Consider the following 18,194-nt stretch of genomic DNA (forward strand, 5'->3'; position numbering starts at 1 on the left):
CTACCGGAGGCGCGGGTCGAATCGATACGACAGGCGGCGTGTTGCCGTCCCGGGGGTGGTGGTGGGCGGAATCGCGCGTAGGCGGTCGAATCGCGCGTAGGACGCCCGAAGTCCTGACCCCCTACGCGCGATTCGGCTTGCTATCGCGCGTGTGAGGGGAAGGAACGCGCGCGGAGGTCTCCCATCCGTGGTCCGCGACGATGGAGGCATGACGCCTCGATCCCTGTTCCGTGCCCTCGCGGTCGCCGAACTCGTGACCTGGACGATGCTCCTCGTGGGCATGCTGATGAAGTACGGCTTCGGGCTGGGGGACCTGCCCGTGCGCATCGGCGGCAGCGTGCACGGCTTCGTGTTCCTCGCGTACCTCGTCGTCACGACGGTGGTCGCGGTGAACCAGCGGTGGTCGTTCGGCACGCTGGCGCTCGGATGGGCGAGTGCGGTGGTGCCGTACACGACGCTGCCGTTCGAGGTCGGTGTCGCACGCCGGGGCATGCTCGACGGCCCCTGGCGGCGCTCCGCTCCGGCCGGGACGCAGCCCGGCTTCTGGGACCGCCTGCTCTTCTCCGTGGTGCGTCGCCCGGCGGTCGCGGTCGTGGTGGGCGTGGTGCTCGTCGTCCTGGTGTTCGTGGTGCTGCTGACGATCGGCCCGCCGGTCCCGTCCCGCTGACCGGTCACAACACCCCGCTCACTTCCGCCGAGCCCGTCCCGCTGACCGGTCACGACACCCCGCTCACTTCCGCGGTCCCGTCCCCGCTGACCGGTCACGACACCCCGCTCACTTCCGCCGAGCGGTCGTGAGTCGTCGGCGCGGAAGCACCGGAGCGACGGATGGCGACCAGTCGGCGGAACCGGGCGGGGTGTCGTGGCCGGTCGCGAGCGCTGCTTGGTCAGGCAGACAGCAGACGGACAGACAGACGGGAGGCACGGTGCCAGCTGGCACCGTGCCTCCCGTCGGTGGACTGCCTGCGTTACAGGGCGGCCAGGACCGCGTTCAACGTTGCGGACGGGCGCATGACCGCGCTCGCCTTGGCGTCGTCCGGACGGTAGTAGCCACCGATGTCGGCGGGGGAGCCCTGCACGGCGATCAGCTCCTCGACGATCTGCTGCTCCTGACCGTCGAGCTGCTTCGCGATCTCGGCGAACGCCGCAGCGAGCTCGGTGTCCTCGGTCTGCGCCGCGAGCTCTTCCGCCCAGTACTTCGCGAGGAAGAAGTGGCTGCCACGGTTGTCGATCGTGCCGAGCTTGCGCCCCGGGGACTTGTCCTGCTCGAGGAACGTCCCGGTGGCCCGGTCGAGGGTCTCACCGAGGATCTTCGCGCGCTGGTTCCCGGTCACGGCGGCGAGGTGCTCGAGGCTGACCGCCAGCGCCAGGAACTCGCCGAGGCTGTCCCAGCGCAGGTAGTTCTGCTGGACGAGCTGCTGCACGTGCTTCGGCGCGGAGCCACCGGCCCCGGTCTCGAACAGGCCGCCGCCGCCGAGGAGCGGCACGACCGAGAGCATCTTCGCCGAGGTGCCGAGCTCCATGATCGGGAACAGGTCGGTGAGGTAGTCGCGGAGGACGTTGCCCGTGACCGAGATCGTGTCCTCGCCGCGGCGGATGCGCTCCAGCGAGAAGCGCATCGCGTCTTCCGGCGAGAGGATCTCGATCTGCAGACCGTCGGTGTCGTGCTCGCCGAGGTACCGGTGGACGAGCTCGATGAGCGCTGCGTCGTGCGAGCGGGTCTCGTCGAGCCAGAACACGGCCGGCGTCGCGCTGGCGCGGGACCGGGTGACGGCGAGCTTCACCCAGTCGCGGATGGCGACGTCCTTGGTCTGGCACGCACGCCAGATGTCACCCTGCGCGACCTGGTGCTCGATCACGACGTCACCGGCGGCGTTCGTCACGCGGACGGTGCCGTCGGCGGGGACCTCGAAGGTCTTGTCGTGGGAGCCGTACTCCTCGGCCTTCTGCGCCATCAGGCCGACGTTCGGCACCGAGCCCATGGTCGCGGGGTCGAAGGCGCCGTTGGCACGGCAGTCCTCGATCACGGTCTGGTAGATGCCGGCGTAGCTGGAGTCCGGGATCACGGCGAGGGTGTCGTGCTCGTCGCCGTCCGGGCCCCACATGTGGCCGGATGTGCGGATCATCGCGGGCATCGAGGCGTCGACGATGACGTCGCTCGGGACGTGCAGGTTCGTGATGCCCTTGTCCGAGTCGACCATGGCGAGCTCGGGACCAGCGGCGATGCCGTCCGTGAACGCCTGCTTGATGTCCGCACCGTTCGGCAGCGCGTCGAGCCCGGTGAGGATCGAGTTCAGCCCGTCGTTCGGGGTGAGACCCGCCGCGGCGAGGTCGGCGCCGTAGCGGTCGAACACGTCGGGGAAGAAGGCGCGGATCACGTGCCCGAAGATGATCGGGTCGGAGACCTTCATCATCGTGGCCTTGAGGTGCACCGAGAACAGGATGCCTTCGTCCTGGGCGCGCTTGATCTGCGCGCGCAGGAACTGCTCGAGCGGACCGACGTGCAGCACGGTGCCGTCGATGACCTCGCCGGCGAGGACCGGGATCGACTGCTTGAGGACCTGTTCCTGCCCGTCGGCACCGACGAACGTGATCGTCAGCGTGTCGTCGGCGGGAGCGACCCATGTCTTCTCGTTCGAGCGGAAGTCGTCGACGCCCATGGTCACGACGTTCGTCTTCGACTCGGGGCTCCACGCACCCATGCGGTGCGGGTGCTTGCGGGCGTAGTTCTTGACCGACAGCGGTGCACGGCGGTCGGAGTTGCCCTCGCGCAGGACCGGGTTGACGGCGCTGCCCTTCACCTTGTCGTACCGGGCGCGGGTCTCGCGCTCGGCGTCCGTCGACGGCTCGTCCGGGTAGTCCGGCAAGTCGTAGCCCTGCGACTGGAGCTCCTTGATCGCCGCCTTGAGCTGCGGGATCGACGCCGAGATGTTCGGCAGCTTGATGATGTTGGCTTCCGGCGTCTTCGCCAGGTCGCCCAGCTCCGCGAGCGCGTCGTCGAGGCGCTGCTCGTCGGTGAGCCGCTCCGGGAACAGGGCGATGATGCGGCCGGAGAGCGAGATGTCCCGCGTCTCGACGTCCACGCCGGCGGTGCCGGCGAACGCCTGGATGACGGGGAGGAAGGAGTGGGTGGCGAGGAACGGTGCCTCGTCCGTGAGCGTGTAGATGATCTTGGCCATGCTGGCGGGTACTCCCTTGTTCGCGCGTCGGTGGTTCCACGCTACTCGTCGTGAGCGATATCTCGACATCAAGATACATGGGCTGTGGAGAGAGTTCGTCGAGACCCCAACTGTGGACAGCCATCGCGCAGGCGACATCCAGACGCGTCACTGCATGCACATAGGGAACCGCCGTGCACTGGAGGGGTCGAGAGGAGCACACCATGCCCACTGCACGTCGCCGCCCCGAGGACTTCGGGTGGACCGCCGAGGACCTCCGCTCCGCGTACGCCTCGGACGGCAGCGGCCCGTTCCGCTACGCACCGGACGGATCCGGCCCCTTCTCCTACGACGCCGACGGCAGCGGCCCGTGGCTCGTCGGCCCCGAACCCGCCCGCGGTCTCGCGGTGTTCGCGCCGCGCAACCGCGGATCCGTGTCCCGCCTGCGCCGCATCGGGACGGCGTGCACGGCCGGAGCGCTCGCGCTGACGCTCATCGCCGGGAGCATCGCGATCGTGGACGTCGTGGCTCCTCCACACCATGCGGTGACCGCCGCTTCCGTCCACGAACCGGGGCACGACGGAGACTGACCCGCCGAACGGTGCCACGCTGGGGGAGTGACAGAACTCCTCGTCGTGGGCGTGATCGCCCTGCTGGTCATCGCGGCCGCCGCCGTACTCGGCCCGCGCATCGGCATCGCCGCGCCGCTCGTCCTGGTCGCGGTGGGCATCGTCGCGAGCCTGGTGCCGTGGATCCCGAACGCCGAGATCGACCCGGAGTGGATCCTCGCCGGGGTCCTGCCGCCACTGCTGTACTCGTCGGCGGTGTCCATGCCGACGATGAACTTCCGGCGCGAGTTCGGTGCGATCAGCGGCCTGTCGGTCGTGCTCGTCGTCGCGAGCTCGCTCGTGCTCGGACTCTTCTTCGCGTGGGTCATCCCGGGGCTCGGGCTGGCATGGGGCATCGCCCTCGGCGCGATCGTCAGCCCCACGGACGCCGTCGCCACGTCGATCGTCAAGCAGACCTCGGTGTCCCGTCGAGTCATCGCGATCCTCGACGGCGAGTCCCTGCTCAACGACGCCACGGCGCTCGTGCTCCTCCGGACCGCGATCGTCGCCGGGGCCGCGTCGTTCTCGTTCTGGGGTGCCGTCGGGGACTTCGCGTTCGCGGTCGCCGTCGCGGTGGCGATCGGGCTCGTCGTCGGCTGGCTGAACCTGCGGGTCCGGTCGCGCATCACGAACCCGACCGTCAACACCGCGCTGTCGTTCGCGGTGCCGTTCGTCGCGTCGATCCCGGCCGAGCACGTCGGAGCGTCCGGACTGGTCGCCGCCGTGGTCGCCGGGCTGGTCACGGGCATCCGGGCGCCACGGGTGCTGCCGCCGAACCACCGACTGTCAGACGCGCAGAACTGGGGCACCGTCGAGTTCGTGCTCGAAGGCGCGGTGTTCCTGGTGATGGGCCTCGAGCTCGCCTCGATCGTCTCGGACGTGCAGTCCGACCACGCCGGGATCGGCCCGGCGCTACTCATCGCCGTCGGGGCGCTCGTGCTCACGATCCTCGTCCGCACGGCGTACGTCGTCCCGCTGCTGTTCGGGCTGTCCAAGAGCGCCCGGCGCGGAGCACGGATGCAGGAGCGCCTGCAGGGGTTCCAGAACGCGGACACGCAGTCCACGACGCAGGCGCTGACCGATCACCGGTTCGGCAACCGCGCACCGTCCGAACGCGACCTCGAGCGCTTCGGCACCCGGGTCCGCCGGATGCTCGCGGACATCCAGTACTTCACGAAGGCGCCGATGGGGTGGCGCGAGGGCACGGCGGTCGTGTGGGCCGGCATGCGTGGTGCGGTCACCGTCGCGGCAGCACAGACGCTGCCGCACGACACCCCGCAGCGGTCCCTGCTGGTGTTCGTCGCGTTCGTCGTGGCGGGGCTCTCGCTGCTGATCCAGGGCGGCACGATCGGCCCGCTGCTGCGGAGGATCAGTCCGCCGACGGCCGACGCCTCGAGTGGGGATGCCGAGGAACGCGGCCGCCTGATGACCGTGATGCGGACGGCCGCCGAGTCGGTGCGGGCCGACGACGCGAACGAACTCACACCACGGACCCGCGAAGAACTCGAGGCGACCGACCCCGCCGAGCTCCGCGCGTGGTTCGGACGCGAGAAGGTCCGACGGCTGCAGGTGCTCGATGCACAGCGTTCCGCGTTGCTCGACGCCCGTGACGACGGTGTGTTCGATGCCGAGGTGCTCGAGTCGGTGCTGCGGAACCTCGACGCGGAGCAGATCGCCCTCGAACTCCGGGGCGGCCCGACGGGCTGACCGCGCGTCGGCCGCTCAGCACCCGACCGTGAAGCGCCAGTGCCCGACCGTGATGCGTCAGTGCCCGATCGTGATGCGGAACACCCGGACGCCGGCCGTCTGCAGCGCGGCGAGCCCCAGCCGCATGCGGAGGTTCCGGAACGGCGCCTTGAAGGCGTTCGGCGCCGATGCCGAACCGATCTGGTGGAGCACCTCGGCGGTGAGCGTCCGTTCGAGCTTGGGCGCCAGACGTGTGAGCCCGGACACCGTGACGACGATGCGCACCGCGTTGGGCGCGAGCAGCGGGTCGATGCGCTCGGCCGCCTCTTGCGCACGGTGGAACGCCGGGTCGTCGCCAGGACGCCGGATCGCGATGACGGCCAGCTCCGCCGCCCCCGAGCCCTCCGGCTCCGGCAGGTCGTCGACCCCGATCACCCGCATCCGCCTGGCGTCCACCCCGGCACGGACCGCGGCGACCCTGAGCACCGGGAGGAGCTCCTGGGTGCCCGCCAGCACGACGTCCGCCGTCCGGAGATCGACTGGTTCGCGCCGCTCTCGCGACGATCGGGCCATGAGGGGTCCTTCCGCTCGCTCTCCTCGGACCCTACTGAAGTGCCGAGGGACACGCCGCCCGGATCAGTCGTCTCCCAGGCCGGCCCCGAGGCTGCTCGACTCGTCGGACATCGCCGCCCGGAGGACGACCTCGACCGCCGAGACCTGCGCTGCGACGGGCCACGACTCCGGATCGGCCGCCGCGAGCGCCGAGATCCCCTCGACCGCACCGGCAAGTGCGCCCACCCTTGCTGCCGTGTCCATCGCCGACGGCGCCGCCCGGTGGAGGAGTCCGGTGAGCCGTTCCCGGAACGCGGCGTTGTGCGCCGCGTGCCGTTCGGCGAGCGTCTGGTCGGCGAGCGCTGCGGCGAGGAAACCGATCCAGACGCGCGAGTTCGCGAGCCGCTGCTCGTCGACCGGCAGGGCATCGAGCACGATCGCGCGGAGGGCCTCCGCCGGTCCGGTGGCGGAGCGTTCGCTGGCGTCCATCCGGGTTCGAGTCCGCTCGTGGAGCAGGTCCCTGGCGTGCAGGAGCAACGCGCGTTTGTCCCGGAAGGTGTGCAGCACGAGGCCCGTCGTGCACCCGGCGCGCTCGGCGACCGCGCGGAGGGTCAGGCCGGGCGCACCGCGGTCGGCGAGGACCTGCCAGACCGCTTCGGACAGGTCTCGGCGCTGCGCATCGACGTCCCGGGTTCGCGGCATGCACCTACCGTAACATCTGTTACCGTAACGATCGATACGGATCACGACACCGCCGGGAGACGCCATGTGGACCATCGACCTCGTTCCCTTCGACCACGAGGACGCAGCCGCCTACGCGCCGCGCAGCGCGTCGAACTCGACTCCCGGTACGGATCGGACGACCACGAGCCGGGGACCGTGCCGAGCGCGGTCGACGTCCCCGTGTTCCTCGTCGCGAGGACGACCGAGCCCCCGACGACCGAGACCCCGACGATGGACACCCCGACGACCGACATCCCGACGACGGGCACCCCGATCGCCTGCGGCGGTCTGCGCCCCCTCGGACCAGCGCTCTTCGACGGCACCGCGGTCGAGGTCAAGCGGATGTACGTCGCCCCGGCGGCCCGGGGATCCGGTGTCGCCGCCGCCGTGCTCCGGGAACTCGAACGGCACGCGGCGCGACTCGGCGCCGAACGGGTCGTCCTCGAGACCGGGACGATGCAGCCGGACGCGATGCGGTTCTACGAGCGCGAGGGGTACACCGCGATCCCGCGCTACGGCCACTACGCCGACTCCGAACTCTCGGTCTGCTACGAGCGGGTCCTGCAGCCCTAGGCTGGCGCCATGGCGCGGATGCTGCGGACGGAACGGGGCCTCGACCGGCTCGTCAACTTCTCCGACGCGACCGTCGCCATCGCGATCACCCTGCTGCTCCTGCCGCTGGTCGACGTCGCGGGCGAGATCGACGAGAAGTCACTCGGCGACCTGCTGTCGGACAACATCGGCACGGTCATCGCCTTCGTCGTGAGCTTCGTCGTCATCTCGCGCCTGTGGCTGTCGCACCACCGACTGTTCGAGGCGACACAGTCGTACTCGACCCTGGTGCTGCGGGTGAACTTCGTCTGGCTCGCGAGCATCGCCTTCCTGCCGTTCTCGTCGAACCTCATCGCCCACGAGGCCGAGGACGCCGGGGTGAACGCGTTCTACATCGGCACCATCGCCCTGTCGAGCCTGAGCATGTCCGTGATGCAGTGGGCCGTGTGGCGCGACCCCGAACTCATCCGGCCCGGTGGTCGGCAGATGCTGCACCCGATCGACGGCACCGTGACCTTCGTGGCGCTGATCGTCGCGCTCGTGGGCGCCACGATCCTGCCGGCGCCCGGTCCGTTCTGGCTCTTCATCCTGGTGCCGGCCGGGTGGGTCTCGACGTGGCTGGAGCGGCGGTACAGCGCCCGCGAGAAGCGGGCACAGCACGACATGTGACGCCGAGGGGGCTGTACAACCGGACAGGTTCGTGCAGAATGGTCTGCGGCCATGACGACTCTCCGCGACGCAGACCAGCACCCCGGCACCCCGGTGGTGCACACTTCTCGTCGCGCTGCCCTCGAGGCCGAGCGCGCCGCCGCCAAGGCGAAGCCCCCGAGACCCGTGAAGCCCGCGAAGCCCGTGAGACCCGCGAAGCCGACCTCCCGCTTCACCCGCGTCCCCCGCCGCAGTGTCGCCACCACGAAGCCGCCGCTCACCACGAAGCAGCGCACCAGCCGCCTCACCGTGACGAGCGCCCTCGCCGCCATCGTGATGTTCGCCGCGTCCGCGATGCCCGCACACGCGAGCCCCACGACGTCCACCGCGACCACCACGCTCGCACCCACGGTCCGCACCCAGGACTTCGCCGTCACGCAGGCCGTCGCGACCGCGACCACGAACCGAGACGGTTTCACGGTCGGCGGCAGCGGCGGCGCGACCGCCGGCGCCGAGGTCACCTTCGGCGGCGACGTCCGTTCCCCGTTCCCGAAGCCGGTCAGGATGAGCTCGGGCTTCGGCTACCGCTCCGCTCCCTGCGGCGCGTGCTCATCGCTCCACCAGGGCCTCGACTTCAACCCCGGCATGGGCGCACCGATCGGCGCGGTCGCAGCGGGGACCGTCCGGGTCTCCGGCACGTACTTCTCGTACGGCAACGCGGTCATCATCGACCACGTGGTCGACGGCCGGGAGGTCTCCACGCTCTACGGCCACATGATCCCCGGATCGTCGCCGCTGCAGGTCGGCGACGAGGTCACCGCCGGGCAGTTCGTCGGTCTGGTCGGCTCGTCGGGTGTCTCGACGGGTGCGCACCTGCACCTCGAGGTCCTGATGGACGGCACGCTGCCGGTGGACCCCCGCGCCTGGATCGAGTCCCACACAGGGCGCTCGCTCTAAGGATCCGTCCACATTCGCAGCCTCCTGTAGCGGGAATCCCAGCAGACCTGTGCAAGATCACAGGCATGGATGACTCCCACAGTCCCGGGCCCCGCTGATGGGCGCCGACACCTGGATCGCCTTCGGGCTGGTCGTGCTCTTCGTCCTCGTCGGCGGGGTGTTCGCCGCCGCGGAGATCGCGCTGGTCTCGCTGCGCGAGTCGCAGCTCCAGCAGCTGGAGCACCGCGGCAGCAGGGGCGCCAGGGTCGCAGCTCTCGGCCGTGACCCGAACCGCTTCCTCTCCGCGGTGCAGATCGGCGTGACCGTCGCGGGGTTCTTCTCCGCCGCGTACGGGGCGTCCTCGATCGCCCCCGACGTCGCACCGCTGTTCCAGGGCCTCGGTCTCGCGCAGGGCACCGCCGAGACGGTCGCCCTCGTCGCGATGACCCTCGTGATCGCCTACCTCTCGCTCGTCTTCGGCGAACTCGTCCCGAAACGCCTGGCACTGCAGCGCGCGGAGGGCTTCTCGATGCTCGTCGCGCCGACGCTCGACCGCTTCGCGACGCTGATGCGCCCGGCGATCTGGGTCCTGTCGAAGAGCACCGACGCCGTGGTGCGGCTGCTCGGCGGCGACCCGGACGCCCGGAGTGAGTCGATGAGCACCGAGGAGCTCCGCGGCCTGGTCTCCGAGCACGACGCCATCGACGAGCAGGGCCGCCGGATCGCCCGCAGTGCACTCGACGCCCAGGGCCGGATCCTCCGGGAGTCGATGCGTCCGTGGTACGACGTCGCGACGCTCGACGCCGGGCAGAGCATCGCCGAGGCGACCGACCTCGCGCTCGACCTCGGCCACACCCGGTACCTCGTCACCGCGGGCTCGCGAGACGACGTGGTGGGGTTCGTGCACCTCCGCGACCTGCTCCGGCCAGCGGACGCGAGCGCCCCGGTGCACACGATCGCGCGCCCGCTCGTCGCGTTCCCCGAGACCAAGTCCCTGTCGAGCACGATCGCCGAACTCCGCACCGGCGGCCAGCAGATCGCGTTGGTCGTCGACGAGTACGGCGGCAGCGCCGGCATGGTCACGCTCGAAGCGCTGCTCGAGGACCTCGTCGGCCGCATCCGCGACGAGTACGACGAACCGCTCTCCGTCAGCGACGGTGTGGAGGGATCGACCGTTCTGGAGGACCTCGCCGCCGACGGTGGCCCGGTCCTGCCCGACGGCGACTACGAGACGGTCGGCGGCCTGGTCCAGGTCCACCTGGACCGCGTCCCGCAGGTGGGCGACGTCGTCGAGGTGGGCGAGCACCGCCTCGCGGTGACCGCCATGGACGGTCACCGCGTCGCCAGGGTGACGATCGAACGGCAGCCGGCCAGCAGACAGGACGCGACCAGCTGACGGACAGGAGGCTCGGTGCCAGCTGGAACCGAGCCTCCAGTCCGACGGTCCGACGGCCCGCAGTTGCGGACGCTAGAAGTCGGTGCCCCGGCTCACCGACTCCCACGCGTCCACCTCGGCGCGCAGCGCGTCGAGCGCCGCGCGGAAGCCGTCGGACGCGTCGTTGCCGAGCAGCAGCATGTACGGGGTCTCGTCGGCCTCGACCGCGGTGATCAGCGCCTGCGCTGCCTTCGCCGGATCGCCCGGCTGCGTCCCGTGCACCGTGTCGTGCTCGATGCGGCGCTTCCCCGCGGTGTCCGCGTAGGCCTCGATCGGCGTGACGGACTGCGTCAGGGACCGCCCGGCGAAGTCGGTCCGGAACGCTCCCGGCTCCACGACCATCACGTCGATGCCGAGCGGCTGGACCTCTTTCCGGAGTGACGCGGACAGGGCCTCGGTCGCGGCCTTGACCGCCGAGTAGAAGCCGGAGCCCGCGGGGGAGATCCGCGCGCCGATCGACGAGATGTTCACGATCGTGCCGGTCCCGCGCGCCCGCATGCCGGGCAGCACGGCCTGAACGAGCCGGGTCGGCCCGAAGACGTGTGTGTCGAACAGGCGCTGGACGGCCTCCGGCTCGCCCTCCTCGACGGCGGCGCGGTACCCGTACCCGGCGTTGTTCACGAGCACGTCGACCCGGCCGAACCGCTCCTCGGCAGCGGCGACCGCTGCGGTCACGGCGGACGGGTCGGTGACGTCGAGCGACAGGGCGAGGGCGCGGTCGGGTGCGGTGGCGGCGATGTCCTGCACACGTGCGGCGTCCCGTGCGGTGACGACGACGGACCCGCCGGCGGCGAGGACCGCCTCGGCAAAGGCCCGCCCGAGTCCGGTGGAGCAGCCGGTGATGAACCATGTGGTGTCGGTCATGTCGCCCATGCTGGCGCGCAACGGGGGTCCGAGACGGGTTCCGCTGGTACCTGCCTCGCTCCCGGGTGCAGCACGTACCCTTCTCGCCATGGGTATCGACGTGCGCAGTGAGATCCGCGACTTCCTGTCCTCACGGCGGGCGCGGATCACTCCGGACCAGGCTGGCATGCCCTCGTTCGGCGGTGGGGTGCGTCGGGTGCCCGGGCTGCGGCGGCACGAGGTCGCGATGCTGGCCGGGGTCAGCGTGGACTACTACACGCGGCTCGAACGGGGCTCGCTCAAGGGTGTCTCGGACAGCGTGCTCGACGGCCTCGCGCGGGCACTGCAGCTCGACGAGGACGAGCGGACGCACCTGTGGGACCTCGCCCGGCTCGCCAACTCCGGCGTGAAGACCATGCACAAGACGATGCCGACCCGGATCCGACCGGGCGTGCAGCGACTCCTCGACGCGATCACCGGCGCGCCGGCGTGGGTCCGGAACGAGCGCGGGGACGTCCTCGCGGCGAACGAGCTCGGCCGGGCCCTGTACGCACCGATGTTCGCCGGACCCGGTCGCCCGGTGAACTCCGCGCGCTTCACCTTCCTCGACCCGGCAGCCCGGACGTTCTTCATGGACTGGGCTCGGACGGCGCGGGACTCGGTCGCGATCCTCCGTGCGGCAGCGGTGGCGAACCCGTGCGAACCGGGGCTCGTGACGCTCGTCGGGGAGCTCTCCACCCGCAGCGAGGAGTTCCGCACGTGGTGGGCCGAGCACGACGTCCGCATGCACCGCACCGGCAAGAAACGGATCGACCACCCCGTCGTCGGTGCCCTCGAACTCGACTACGAGGCACTCGAGCTCGTCGCCGACCCCGGCCTGACGATGTTCACGTACAGCGCGGAGCCCGGTTCGCCGTCCGAGCGCTCGCTGGCGCTCCTCGGCACCTGGGCCGCGACGGAGCGGGCGGAGCAGTACGCCGCCCTGCGCGAGTCCGAGTCCGAGTCGATCGACTGACGCGGTCGCGTCGGGCCCCCGTAGGCTGAGCCCGTGACCAGGACTGCGGATGGCTCGGCGGGGGACGCCGACTACGGCACGATCGGCGCCGGGTACGGCAGGTACCGCCGCCCGGAGCCCACGTTCGCCCGGGCGATCGCGAAGGCCCTCGGCGATGCCCGCACCGTCCTCAACGTCGGCGCAGGAGCCGGTTCGTACGAGCCCAGGGACCGCGACGTCACGGCCGTGGAGCCGTCCGAGTCCATGCGGGCGCAGCGCCCCCCGGAACTCGCGACGGCGATCGACGCCACCGCCGAGGACCTGCCGTTCGCGGACGACACGTTCGACGCCGCGATGACGACGTTCTCCGTGCACCAGTGGACCGACCTGGAGCGCGGTCTCGCCGAGGTGCGCCGTGTGACGAGGGGACCGGTCGTCGTGCTCACGTGCGACCCCGACCGCGTCGAGGACTACTGGCTCGCCGAGTACGCCCCCGACGTGATGGCGACAGAGGCCCGTCGGTACCCCGCGCTCGACCGCATCGCCAGCGCCCTCGGCGGCGACGTCGAGACCACCCGCATCCCGATCCCCTTCACGTGCGTCGACGGCTTCTCCGAGGCGTACTACGGCCGACCCGAGCGGCTCCTCGACCCAGGCGCCCGCAAGGCGAACTCGGCGTGGTCCTTCGTCGACGAGATGAGCGCGGCCCGCAGTGTCGCCGCACTCCGCACCGCGCTCGAGACCGGCGCGTGGGACGACCGGCACGGCGCCCTGCGCGTCCAGCCCTCGTACGACGGCTCGCTCGTGCTCTTGACAGCGGCTCCTAGACTGGTGGGATGAGCATCCGTTCCGAGGAGGTCGTCGGCGCCCACAGCGCCGGCATCAGGGCCTGACGCCCCCGGTCGTGTCCGTCGGACGCGGCCACCGTCGTCGTGCACACGGCGTCGACCCTCCTCCAGAACACCCGCTCGGTGCGGCGCGTCCACGCGCCCCGAGCGGCTCGACCGAAACGGTTCACCATGCTCCCCATCAGCGAGAAGACCATCCGCACGTCCTTCGTCAACGCCTCCCGCAAGGAGACGAGCGACATCACCCTGCCCACCGACTTCGAGGACATCGTCTGGGACGACCTCGACTACCTCGGCTGGCGCGACCCGAAGATCGGTCGGCGTGCGTACGCCGTCGTGCCGACCCTCGACGGCGAGCTCGTCGGCATCCTGTTCCGCCAGGCCGACGCCTCGCCGAACTCCCGGGCGCAGTGCACGTGGTGCCAGGACGTGAAGCTCCCGAACGACGTCGTGTTCTACAGCGCGAAGCGGTCGGGCAAGGCCGGTCGGAACGGCAACACCGTCGGCACCCTGGTGTGCGAGGAGTTCCAGTGCTCCCGCAACGTCCGGAAACTGCCGCCGCCCGCCTACGAGGGCTACGACGTCGAGGCTGCTCGGATCCAGCGGATCGAGGACCTGCAGGTCCGCGCGGCGGCCTTCGCCGCCGAGGTCTGAAGCGACCACAGCGTCTGAGGCGACCACAGGACGGACGGGAGGCACGGTGCCAGGCCGCCACGAGCCTCCCGTCCGCCGTCGGCCGCGTTTCAGGGCCGTGGCCTGCCGACCAAGGGGACACCGGACGGAAATGCCCGTGAAACACGCGTTCCATAGCGTTGCCGCATGGACCTCGGCGATTTCAACGACGCGACCGCCCTCGACGCAGCCACGACCGTCCGAGGATGGGCCGATGTGCCCGACTGGGTGGACGCCCTCGTCGCAGCACGGCCGTTCGGCTCCGTCGCCGCACTGATCGACCGTGCGCGCGCCGACGCCGCGGACTGGGGCGGGCCCGAGCTCGTCGCGGCACTCGCGCACCACCCGCGCATCGGTGAGCGGGCGACCGACGCGTCCTCGGCGCGGGAGCAGTCCTCGATGCGCACCGCCGACGACGACGTCGCCGCGCGGATCGCATCCGGCAACGCGGCCTACGAGGAACGGTTCGGCCGCGTGTTCCTGGTGCGCGCTGCCGGACGGACGCCGTCGGAGCTGCTCGCGGAGCTGACCCGACGGCTGTCGAACGAGCCGTCCCGCGAGACGGACGAAGCCGCCAGGGCGCTGGCCGACATCGCCGTGCACCGCATCCGCGCGACGTTCGGCGTCGCGCACCTGACCACGCACGTCCTCGACGCGACGACCGGCACGCCTGCCGTCGGCATCGGGCTGACGCTCCGCGGACCCGCCGGGGAGGTCGTCGCGACCGGGACGACGGACGCCGACGGCCGTACCGCCCTCGGACCGGACGTGCTCGCTCGCGGTGACCACGAACTCCGCTTCGCGACCGGCGCCTGGTTCGCCGACGCGGGCGTCCCGACGTTCCACCCGTCCGTGACCGTGGCGTTCACCGTCGCGGGCACCGACCACCTGCACGTTCCGTTGCTGCTGAGCCCCTTCGCCTACAGCACCTACCGAGGGAGTTGACCCATGACCGTCCACCTGGGACCGAACAAGTACGGCAAGGCCGAGAACCGTCTGGTGCGGGTCACCCGACACGGTGACCGGCACGAGCTCGCCGACCTGACGGTGACGTCGCAGCTCACGGGCGCCTTCGACGAGTCCTTCACGAGCGGTGACAACTCGTCGATCGTCGCGACGGACACACAGAAGAACACGGTGTTCGCCTTCGCCAAGGAGTACGGCGTGGGTGCACCGGAGGAGTTCCTCGCGCTGCTCGCCTCGCACTTCACCACCGAGTTCGACTGGGTGACCGGCGGGCTCTGGCAGGCGGAGGTGCACCCGTGGGAGCGCATCACCGTCGACGGGCAGCCGCACGACCACTCGTTCCGGCGGACCGGTTCGGGCACCAGGCTCGCGACCGTGCAGGTGTCGGACGGGCAGCAGCACGTCACCGGCGGGGTGCAGGACCTCGTCGTCCTGAAGTCGACCGGCTCGGAGTTCCACGGGTTCCCGCGGACGCGGTTCACGACGCTGCCCGAGGTCACGGACCGGATCATGGCGACGGAGGTCACCGCGCGCTGGCGCTACCTGCCGGAAGCGGTGTCGGCCGGGATCGACTACGACGAGGTGTACGCGTCCGTCGTGGCGGTCATGCTCGAGCAGTTCGCGACCGTGCACTCCCTCGCGCTGCAGCAGACCCTGTTCGAGATGGGCCGCGCGGCGATCGAGCTCCGACCGGAACTCGCCGAGGTGCGCTTCGCGATGCCGAACAAGCACCACTTCGTCGTGGACCTGTCGCCGTTCGACATGACGAACGAGAACGAGGTGTTCATCGCTGCCGATCGTCCCTACGGGCTCATCGAGGGGACGGTCGTGCGCGACGGTGTCGAGGACGCCCCCGCGGCGTGGGAGCACCTCCCCGCGTTCATCTGACGGGCTTCGCGCCGAGCGCGGCCTACTCGCGCACGGGCTGGAGCGCGATCGGCGCCGTGGAACGGACCCCGTCGTAGGAGCCGACCGCCGGGTCCTCGCCGTACCGATCGGCCACCGAGCGCGACCCGAGCAGCAGGTTCAGCAGGATCGCCGCGACGGCCCCGGCCGAGATGCCCGAGTCGAAGACCAGCGTGAACCACGTCGGGAACTCGCCGTAGATCGAGGGCGCGATCGTCGGCAGCAGCCCGATGCCGAGGGGCAGCGCCACCACGAGCACGTTCCGGTTGTCGAACCGCACCTTCGAGAGCGTCCTGATGCCGCTCGCCGCGACCATCCCGAACAGCGCCACCCCGGCACCACCGAGGACCGCGTGCGGGATCGCCTCGACCACCGCGGCGACCTTCGGCACCAGCCCGAGCACGACGAGGATCCCGCCGGCGGCCGTGGCGACGTAGCGCGAGCGCACCCCGGTCAGCGCCACGAGGCCGACGTTCTGCGCGAAGGCCGTGTACGGGAACGTGTTGAACACCCCGCCGACGACCGTGCCGAGGCCGTCCGCCCGGAGTCCGTCGGCCAGGGTGCGCTTCGACACGGGACGCCCGGTGACCTCACCGACGGCGATCATGTCGCCGGTGGTCTCGGTCATGATCACGAGTCCGACGACGAGCATCGACACGATGGAGGCCGGGTCGAACGTCGGCACCCCGAAGTGGAACGGCGTGACGAGCGCGAACCACGACGCGGACCCGATGCCCGATCCGTCCACCATGCCCGGCACGAACAGTGCTGCCACGGTGCCGACCAACAGCCCGAAGAGCACCGAGACGCGTGCGAGTCCCCGGGGCGCGAACCGCTCCACGAGGACGATCGCCAGCAGCACCCCTGCGGCGAACGCGACGTCGAGCGGCTTCGCTGCGCCGTCCTTCCCGCCGTCGGTGACCCACCCGGCAGCGACGCTCATGAGCGACAGCCCGATGATGAGGATGACGGTCCCGGTGACGATCGGCGGGAACAACCGGACCAACTGGGCGAACCAGGGCGCGACCACCACCATGAACACGCCGCACGCGATCGTCGCCCCGTAGACGGCGGTGATCCCGTGCTGCGACCCGATCGCGATCATCGGTCCGACCGCGGCGAACGTCACGCCCTGCACGAGCGGCAGCCGGACGCCGAACCGCCAGAAGCCGACGGACTGCACGATCGTGGCGAGCCCGGCGACGAACAGGTCGGCGCTGATCAGGAACGCGAGATCGGCGCTCGAGAACCCGAGCGCCCCGCCGACGATGAGCGGGACGGCGATCGCTCCGGCGTACATCGCGAGGACGTGCTGCAGCCCGAGCGGCAGCAGTCGTGCGAGCGGCGGAACGGCGTCGACGCCGTCCTCGCCCCTGGTCTTCGTGGTCGTCATGACTGCCCCTCGCGGTCGGTGGATTCGTTGTCCTCCGGACGCTATGCAGCCCCTGTTTCGCCGAGATGACGGCGGTGGGTCGCGTGGGTCACGCGCCCCACCGCCCGAAACGCACCCCGGAACGGACGGGAGGCTCGGTGCCAGCGGGCACCGAGCCTCCCGTCCGGGAGACGGCCGGGTTACCGGCCGATGCCCGACATGTCGGGGTAGCGGTCGCCGGTCGGGGCTGGCAGCGCCGACAGGCGCGCCACCTGGTCGGCGGTGAGGGTGAGGTCGGCTGCGCCGACGTTCTCCTCGAGCCGCGAGACCCGCTTCGTGCCGGGGATCGGGACGATGTCGTCGCCCTGGGCCAGCAACCACGCGAGGGCGACCTGCGCGGGCGATGCGCCGGCCTCGGTGGCGACGGTCTTCACCTCGTCGACGATGCGCATGTTCGTGGCGAACGCCTCCTCTTGGAAGCGCGGGTTCACGCGGCGGAAGTCGTCGGCGTCGAGGTCGGACGGCTTCGTGATCGCACCAGTCAGGAACCCGCGGCCGAGCGGGGAGTACGGCACCAGGCCGATGCCGAGCTCGCGGAGGGTGTCGAGCACGCCGTCCTCCGGGTCGCGCGTCCAGAGGGAGTACTCGCTCTGCAGCGCCGTGATCGGGTGGACGGCGTGCGCCTTCCTGATCGTCTCGGCACCGGCTTCCGACAGGCCGATGTGGCGGATCTTGCCCTCCTGCACGAAGCCGGCGAGCTGGCCGACGACGTCCTCGATCGGCACGTTCGGGTCGACGCGGTGCTGGTACCAGAGGTCGATGTGGTCGGTGCCGAGGCGCTGGAGCGATCCCTCCAGGGCGATGCGGACCGAGTCGGGGTCCGAGCTGATCGCGCGTTCGGTGCTCGGCGTCATCTCGCCGGGGGTGTGCGTGATGATGCCGAACTTCGTGGCGAGGACGACGTCGTCGCGGCGGTCCGCGATCGCGCGGGCGACGAGCTCCTCGTTGATGTACGGGCCGTACATCTCGGCGGTGTCGATGAGCGTGACGCCCAGGTCGAGTGCGCGGTGGATGGTACGGATCGATTCGTCGTCGTCCGTGCCGGCGCCCGAGTAGAAGGCGCTCATCCCCATGGTGCCGAGGCCGATCGCGCCGACCTCGAGTTCTCCGAGCTTCCGTGTCTGCATGCTCCCGGTCTACTCCGCGCGGCTCGGTTGGAGGGAGGCACCGGTCGTACCGGTCACGGGCGGGCCCTGGTTCGTCCGGTTCCTCCAACGTCCGGGTCCGGTCGGCGC

General features: G+C 70.9%; 18 protein-coding genes. 12 read left to right on the forward strand and 6 right to left on the reverse strand.

The genetic code is table 11. The features are described 5' to 3' along the window. Positions 1–208: 208 nt before the first annotated feature. A complete protein-coding gene (locus tag AAEP80_RS02310) occupies positions 209–667 on the forward strand; it encodes a DUF3817 domain-containing protein (RefSeq protein ID WP_281266170.1) in 459 nt (152 codons plus the stop codon). A gap of 301 nt (positions 668–968) precedes the next feature. On the opposite strand, the gene AAEP80_RS02315 is transcribed toward AAEP80_RS02310, so the two are convergent. Then, the gene (locus AAEP80_RS02315) at positions 969–3,179 is read right to left on the reverse strand and encodes an NADP-dependent isocitrate dehydrogenase (RefSeq protein ID WP_420365794.1); all 2,211 of its coding nucleotides are present in this window, start codon (positions 3,177–3,179) and stop codon (positions 969–971) included. A gap of 203 nt (positions 3,180–3,382) precedes the next feature. On the opposite strand from AAEP80_RS02315, the gene AAEP80_RS02320 reads away from it, so the two are divergent. Both AAEP80_RS02320 and AAEP80_RS02325 read left to right on the forward strand, forming a co-directional pair. After that, entirely contained in the window at positions 3,383–3,748 is a 366-nt protein-coding gene (locus AAEP80_RS02320) for a hypothetical protein (protein ID WP_420365795.1), read from the forward strand. Positions 3,749–3,775: 27 nt separating this feature from the next. After that, entirely contained in the window at positions 3,776–5,473 is a 1,698-nt protein-coding gene (locus tag AAEP80_RS02325) for a cation:proton antiporter (RefSeq protein ID WP_420365796.1), read from the forward strand. A gap of 57 nt (positions 5,474–5,530) precedes the next feature. On the opposite strand, the gene AAEP80_RS02330 is transcribed toward AAEP80_RS02325, so the two are convergent. Then, positions 5,531–6,025 carry a hypothetical protein gene (locus tag AAEP80_RS02330; RefSeq protein ID WP_420365797.1) on the reverse strand — a complete coding sequence of 165 codons (495 nt, stop codon included), beginning with the start codon at positions 6,023–6,025 and terminating at the stop codon, positions 5,531–5,533. A gap of 63 nt (positions 6,026–6,088) precedes the next feature. Then, a complete protein-coding gene (locus AAEP80_RS02335) occupies positions 6,089–6,706 on the reverse strand; it encodes a TetR/AcrR family transcriptional regulator (RefSeq protein WP_420365798.1) in 618 nt (205 codons plus the stop codon). A gap of 177 nt (positions 6,707–6,883) precedes the next feature. Here AAEP80_RS02335 and AAEP80_RS02340 point away from each other — a divergent pair, with 177 nt between their 5' ends. From AAEP80_RS02340 to AAEP80_RS02355, 4 genes are all read left to right on the forward strand, one after another. Further along, entirely contained in the window at positions 6,884–7,300 is a 417-nt protein-coding gene (locus AAEP80_RS02340; protein ID WP_420365799.1) for a GNAT family N-acetyltransferase, read from the forward strand. Between the two features lie 9 nt (positions 7,301–7,309). Next, the gene (locus tag AAEP80_RS02345) at positions 7,310–7,948 is read left to right on the forward strand and encodes a TMEM175 family protein (RefSeq protein ID WP_420365800.1); all 639 of its coding nucleotides are present in this window, start codon (positions 7,310–7,312) and stop codon (positions 7,946–7,948) included. A 51-nt stretch (positions 7,949–7,999) separates the two neighbouring features. After that, positions 8,000–8,884: a M23 family metallopeptidase gene (locus AAEP80_RS02350; protein ID WP_413600571.1), complete on the forward strand. Its 885-nt coding sequence runs from the start codon at positions 8,000–8,002 to the stop codon at positions 8,882–8,884. A gap of 97 nt (positions 8,885–8,981) precedes the next feature. Next, the gene (locus AAEP80_RS02355) at positions 8,982–10,259 is read left to right on the forward strand and encodes a hemolysin family protein (protein ID WP_420365801.1); all 1,278 of its coding nucleotides are present in this window, start codon (positions 8,982–8,984) and stop codon (positions 10,257–10,259) included. A 72-nt stretch (positions 10,260–10,331) separates the two neighbouring features. Here the strand turns inward: AAEP80_RS02355 and AAEP80_RS02360 are convergent, their stop codons facing one another. After that, positions 10,332–11,162, reverse strand: coding sequence for an oxidoreductase (locus AAEP80_RS02360; RefSeq protein WP_420365802.1), 831 nt, complete (start codon positions 11,160–11,162; stop codon positions 10,332–10,334). A gap of 88 nt (positions 11,163–11,250) precedes the next feature. On the opposite strand from AAEP80_RS02360, the gene AAEP80_RS02365 reads away from it, so the two are divergent. The 5 genes from AAEP80_RS02365 (at position 11,251) to pucL (ending at position 15,509) form a co-directional block, all read left to right on the forward strand. Beyond that, positions 11,251–12,156, forward strand: a complete 906-nt coding sequence (locus AAEP80_RS02365; protein ID WP_413600568.1) for a helix-turn-helix transcriptional regulator — start codon at positions 11,251–11,253, stop codon at positions 12,154–12,156. 33 nt (positions 12,157–12,189) lie between these two features. Then, a complete protein-coding gene (locus tag AAEP80_RS02370) occupies positions 12,190–12,975 on the forward strand; it encodes a class I SAM-dependent methyltransferase (protein WP_413600566.1) in 786 nt (261 codons plus the stop codon). A 179-nt stretch (positions 12,976–13,154) separates the two neighbouring features. Further along, positions 13,155–13,637 (forward strand): FBP domain-containing protein, encoded by a 483-nt coding sequence (locus AAEP80_RS02375; protein WP_420365803.1) that lies wholly within the window; start codon positions 13,155–13,157, stop codon positions 13,635–13,637. Positions 13,638–13,802: 165 nt separating this feature from the next. Beyond that, the gene (gene uraD / locus AAEP80_RS02380; RefSeq protein WP_420365804.1) at positions 13,803–14,600 is read left to right on the forward strand and encodes a 2-oxo-4-hydroxy-4-carboxy-5-ureidoimidazoline decarboxylase; all 798 of its coding nucleotides are present in this window, start codon (positions 13,803–13,805) and stop codon (positions 14,598–14,600) included. Positions 14,601–14,603: 3 nt separating this feature from the next. Continuing rightward, the gene (pucL, locus tag AAEP80_RS02385; RefSeq protein WP_420365805.1) at positions 14,604–15,509 is read left to right on the forward strand and encodes a factor-independent urate hydroxylase; all 906 of its coding nucleotides are present in this window, start codon (positions 14,604–14,606) and stop codon (positions 15,507–15,509) included. Between the two features lie 22 nt (positions 15,510–15,531). On the opposite strand, the gene AAEP80_RS02390 is transcribed toward pucL, so the two are convergent. After that, on the reverse strand, positions 15,532–16,920 hold the full coding sequence (locus AAEP80_RS02390) for a nucleobase:cation symporter-2 family protein (protein WP_420365806.1): 1,389 nt from the start codon (positions 16,918–16,920) through the stop codon (positions 15,532–15,534). A 179-nt stretch (positions 16,921–17,099) separates the two neighbouring features. Then, on the reverse strand, positions 17,100–18,086 hold the full coding sequence (locus tag AAEP80_RS02395) for an aldo/keto reductase (protein WP_420365807.1): 987 nt from the start codon (positions 18,084–18,086) through the stop codon (positions 17,100–17,102). Positions 18,087–18,194 lie beyond the last annotated feature (108 nt).

This window comes from Curtobacterium sp. L3-7 (assembly GCF_048756585.1).
Taxonomy (GTDB): domain Bacteria; phylum Actinomycetota; class Actinomycetes; order Actinomycetales; family Microbacteriaceae; genus Curtobacterium.

Bases quoted from the DNA above. Each gene is read 5' to 3' on its own strand.
- AAEP80_RS02330 (WP_420365797.1), bottom strand. From the start codon at position 6,025: ATGGCCCGATCGTCGCGAGAGCGGCGCGAACCAGTCGATCTCCGGACG.
- AAEP80_RS02335 (WP_420365798.1), bottom strand. From the start codon at position 6,706: ATGCCGCGAACCCGGGACGTCGATGCGCAGCGCCGAGACCTGTCCGAA.
- AAEP80_RS02345 (WP_420365800.1), top strand. From the start codon at position 7,310: ATGGCGCGGATGCTGCGGACGGAACGGGGCCTCGACCGGCTCGTCAAC.
- AAEP80_RS02395 (WP_420365807.1), bottom strand. From the start codon at position 18,086: ATGCAGACACGGAAGCTCGGAGAACTCGAGGTCGGCGCGATCGGCCTC.
- AAEP80_RS02375 (WP_420365803.1), top strand. From the start codon at position 13,155: ATGCTCCCCATCAGCGAGAAGACCATCCGCACGTCCTTCGTCAACGCC.
- AAEP80_RS02390 (WP_420365806.1), bottom strand. From the start codon at position 16,920: ATGACGACCACGAAGACCAGGGGCGAGGACGGCGTCGACGCCGTTCCG.
- pucL (WP_420365805.1), top strand. From the start codon at position 14,604: ATGACCGTCCACCTGGGACCGAACAAGTACGGCAAGGCCGAGAACCGT.
- AAEP80_RS02310 (WP_281266170.1), top strand. From the start codon at position 209: ATGACGCCTCGATCCCTGTTCCGTGCCCTCGCGGTCGCCGAACTCGTG.
- AAEP80_RS02360 (WP_420365802.1), bottom strand. From the start codon at position 11,162: ATGACCGACACCACATGGTTCATCACCGGCTGCTCCACCGGACTCGGG.
- AAEP80_RS02350 (WP_413600571.1), top strand. From the start codon at position 8,000: ATGACGACTCTCCGCGACGCAGACCAGCACCCCGGCACCCCGGTGGTG.
- uraD (WP_420365804.1), top strand. From the start codon at position 13,803: ATGGACCTCGGCGATTTCAACGACGCGACCGCCCTCGACGCAGCCACG.
- AAEP80_RS02365 (WP_413600568.1), top strand. From the start codon at position 11,251: ATGGGTATCGACGTGCGCAGTGAGATCCGCGACTTCCTGTCCTCACGG.
- AAEP80_RS02315 (WP_420365794.1), bottom strand. From the start codon at position 3,179: ATGGCCAAGATCATCTACACGCTCACGGACGAGGCACCGTTCCTCGCC.
- AAEP80_RS02355 (WP_420365801.1), top strand. From the start codon at position 8,982: ATGGGCGCCGACACCTGGATCGCCTTCGGGCTGGTCGTGCTCTTCGTC.
- AAEP80_RS02320 (WP_420365795.1), top strand. From the start codon at position 3,383: ATGCCCACTGCACGTCGCCGCCCCGAGGACTTCGGGTGGACCGCCGAG.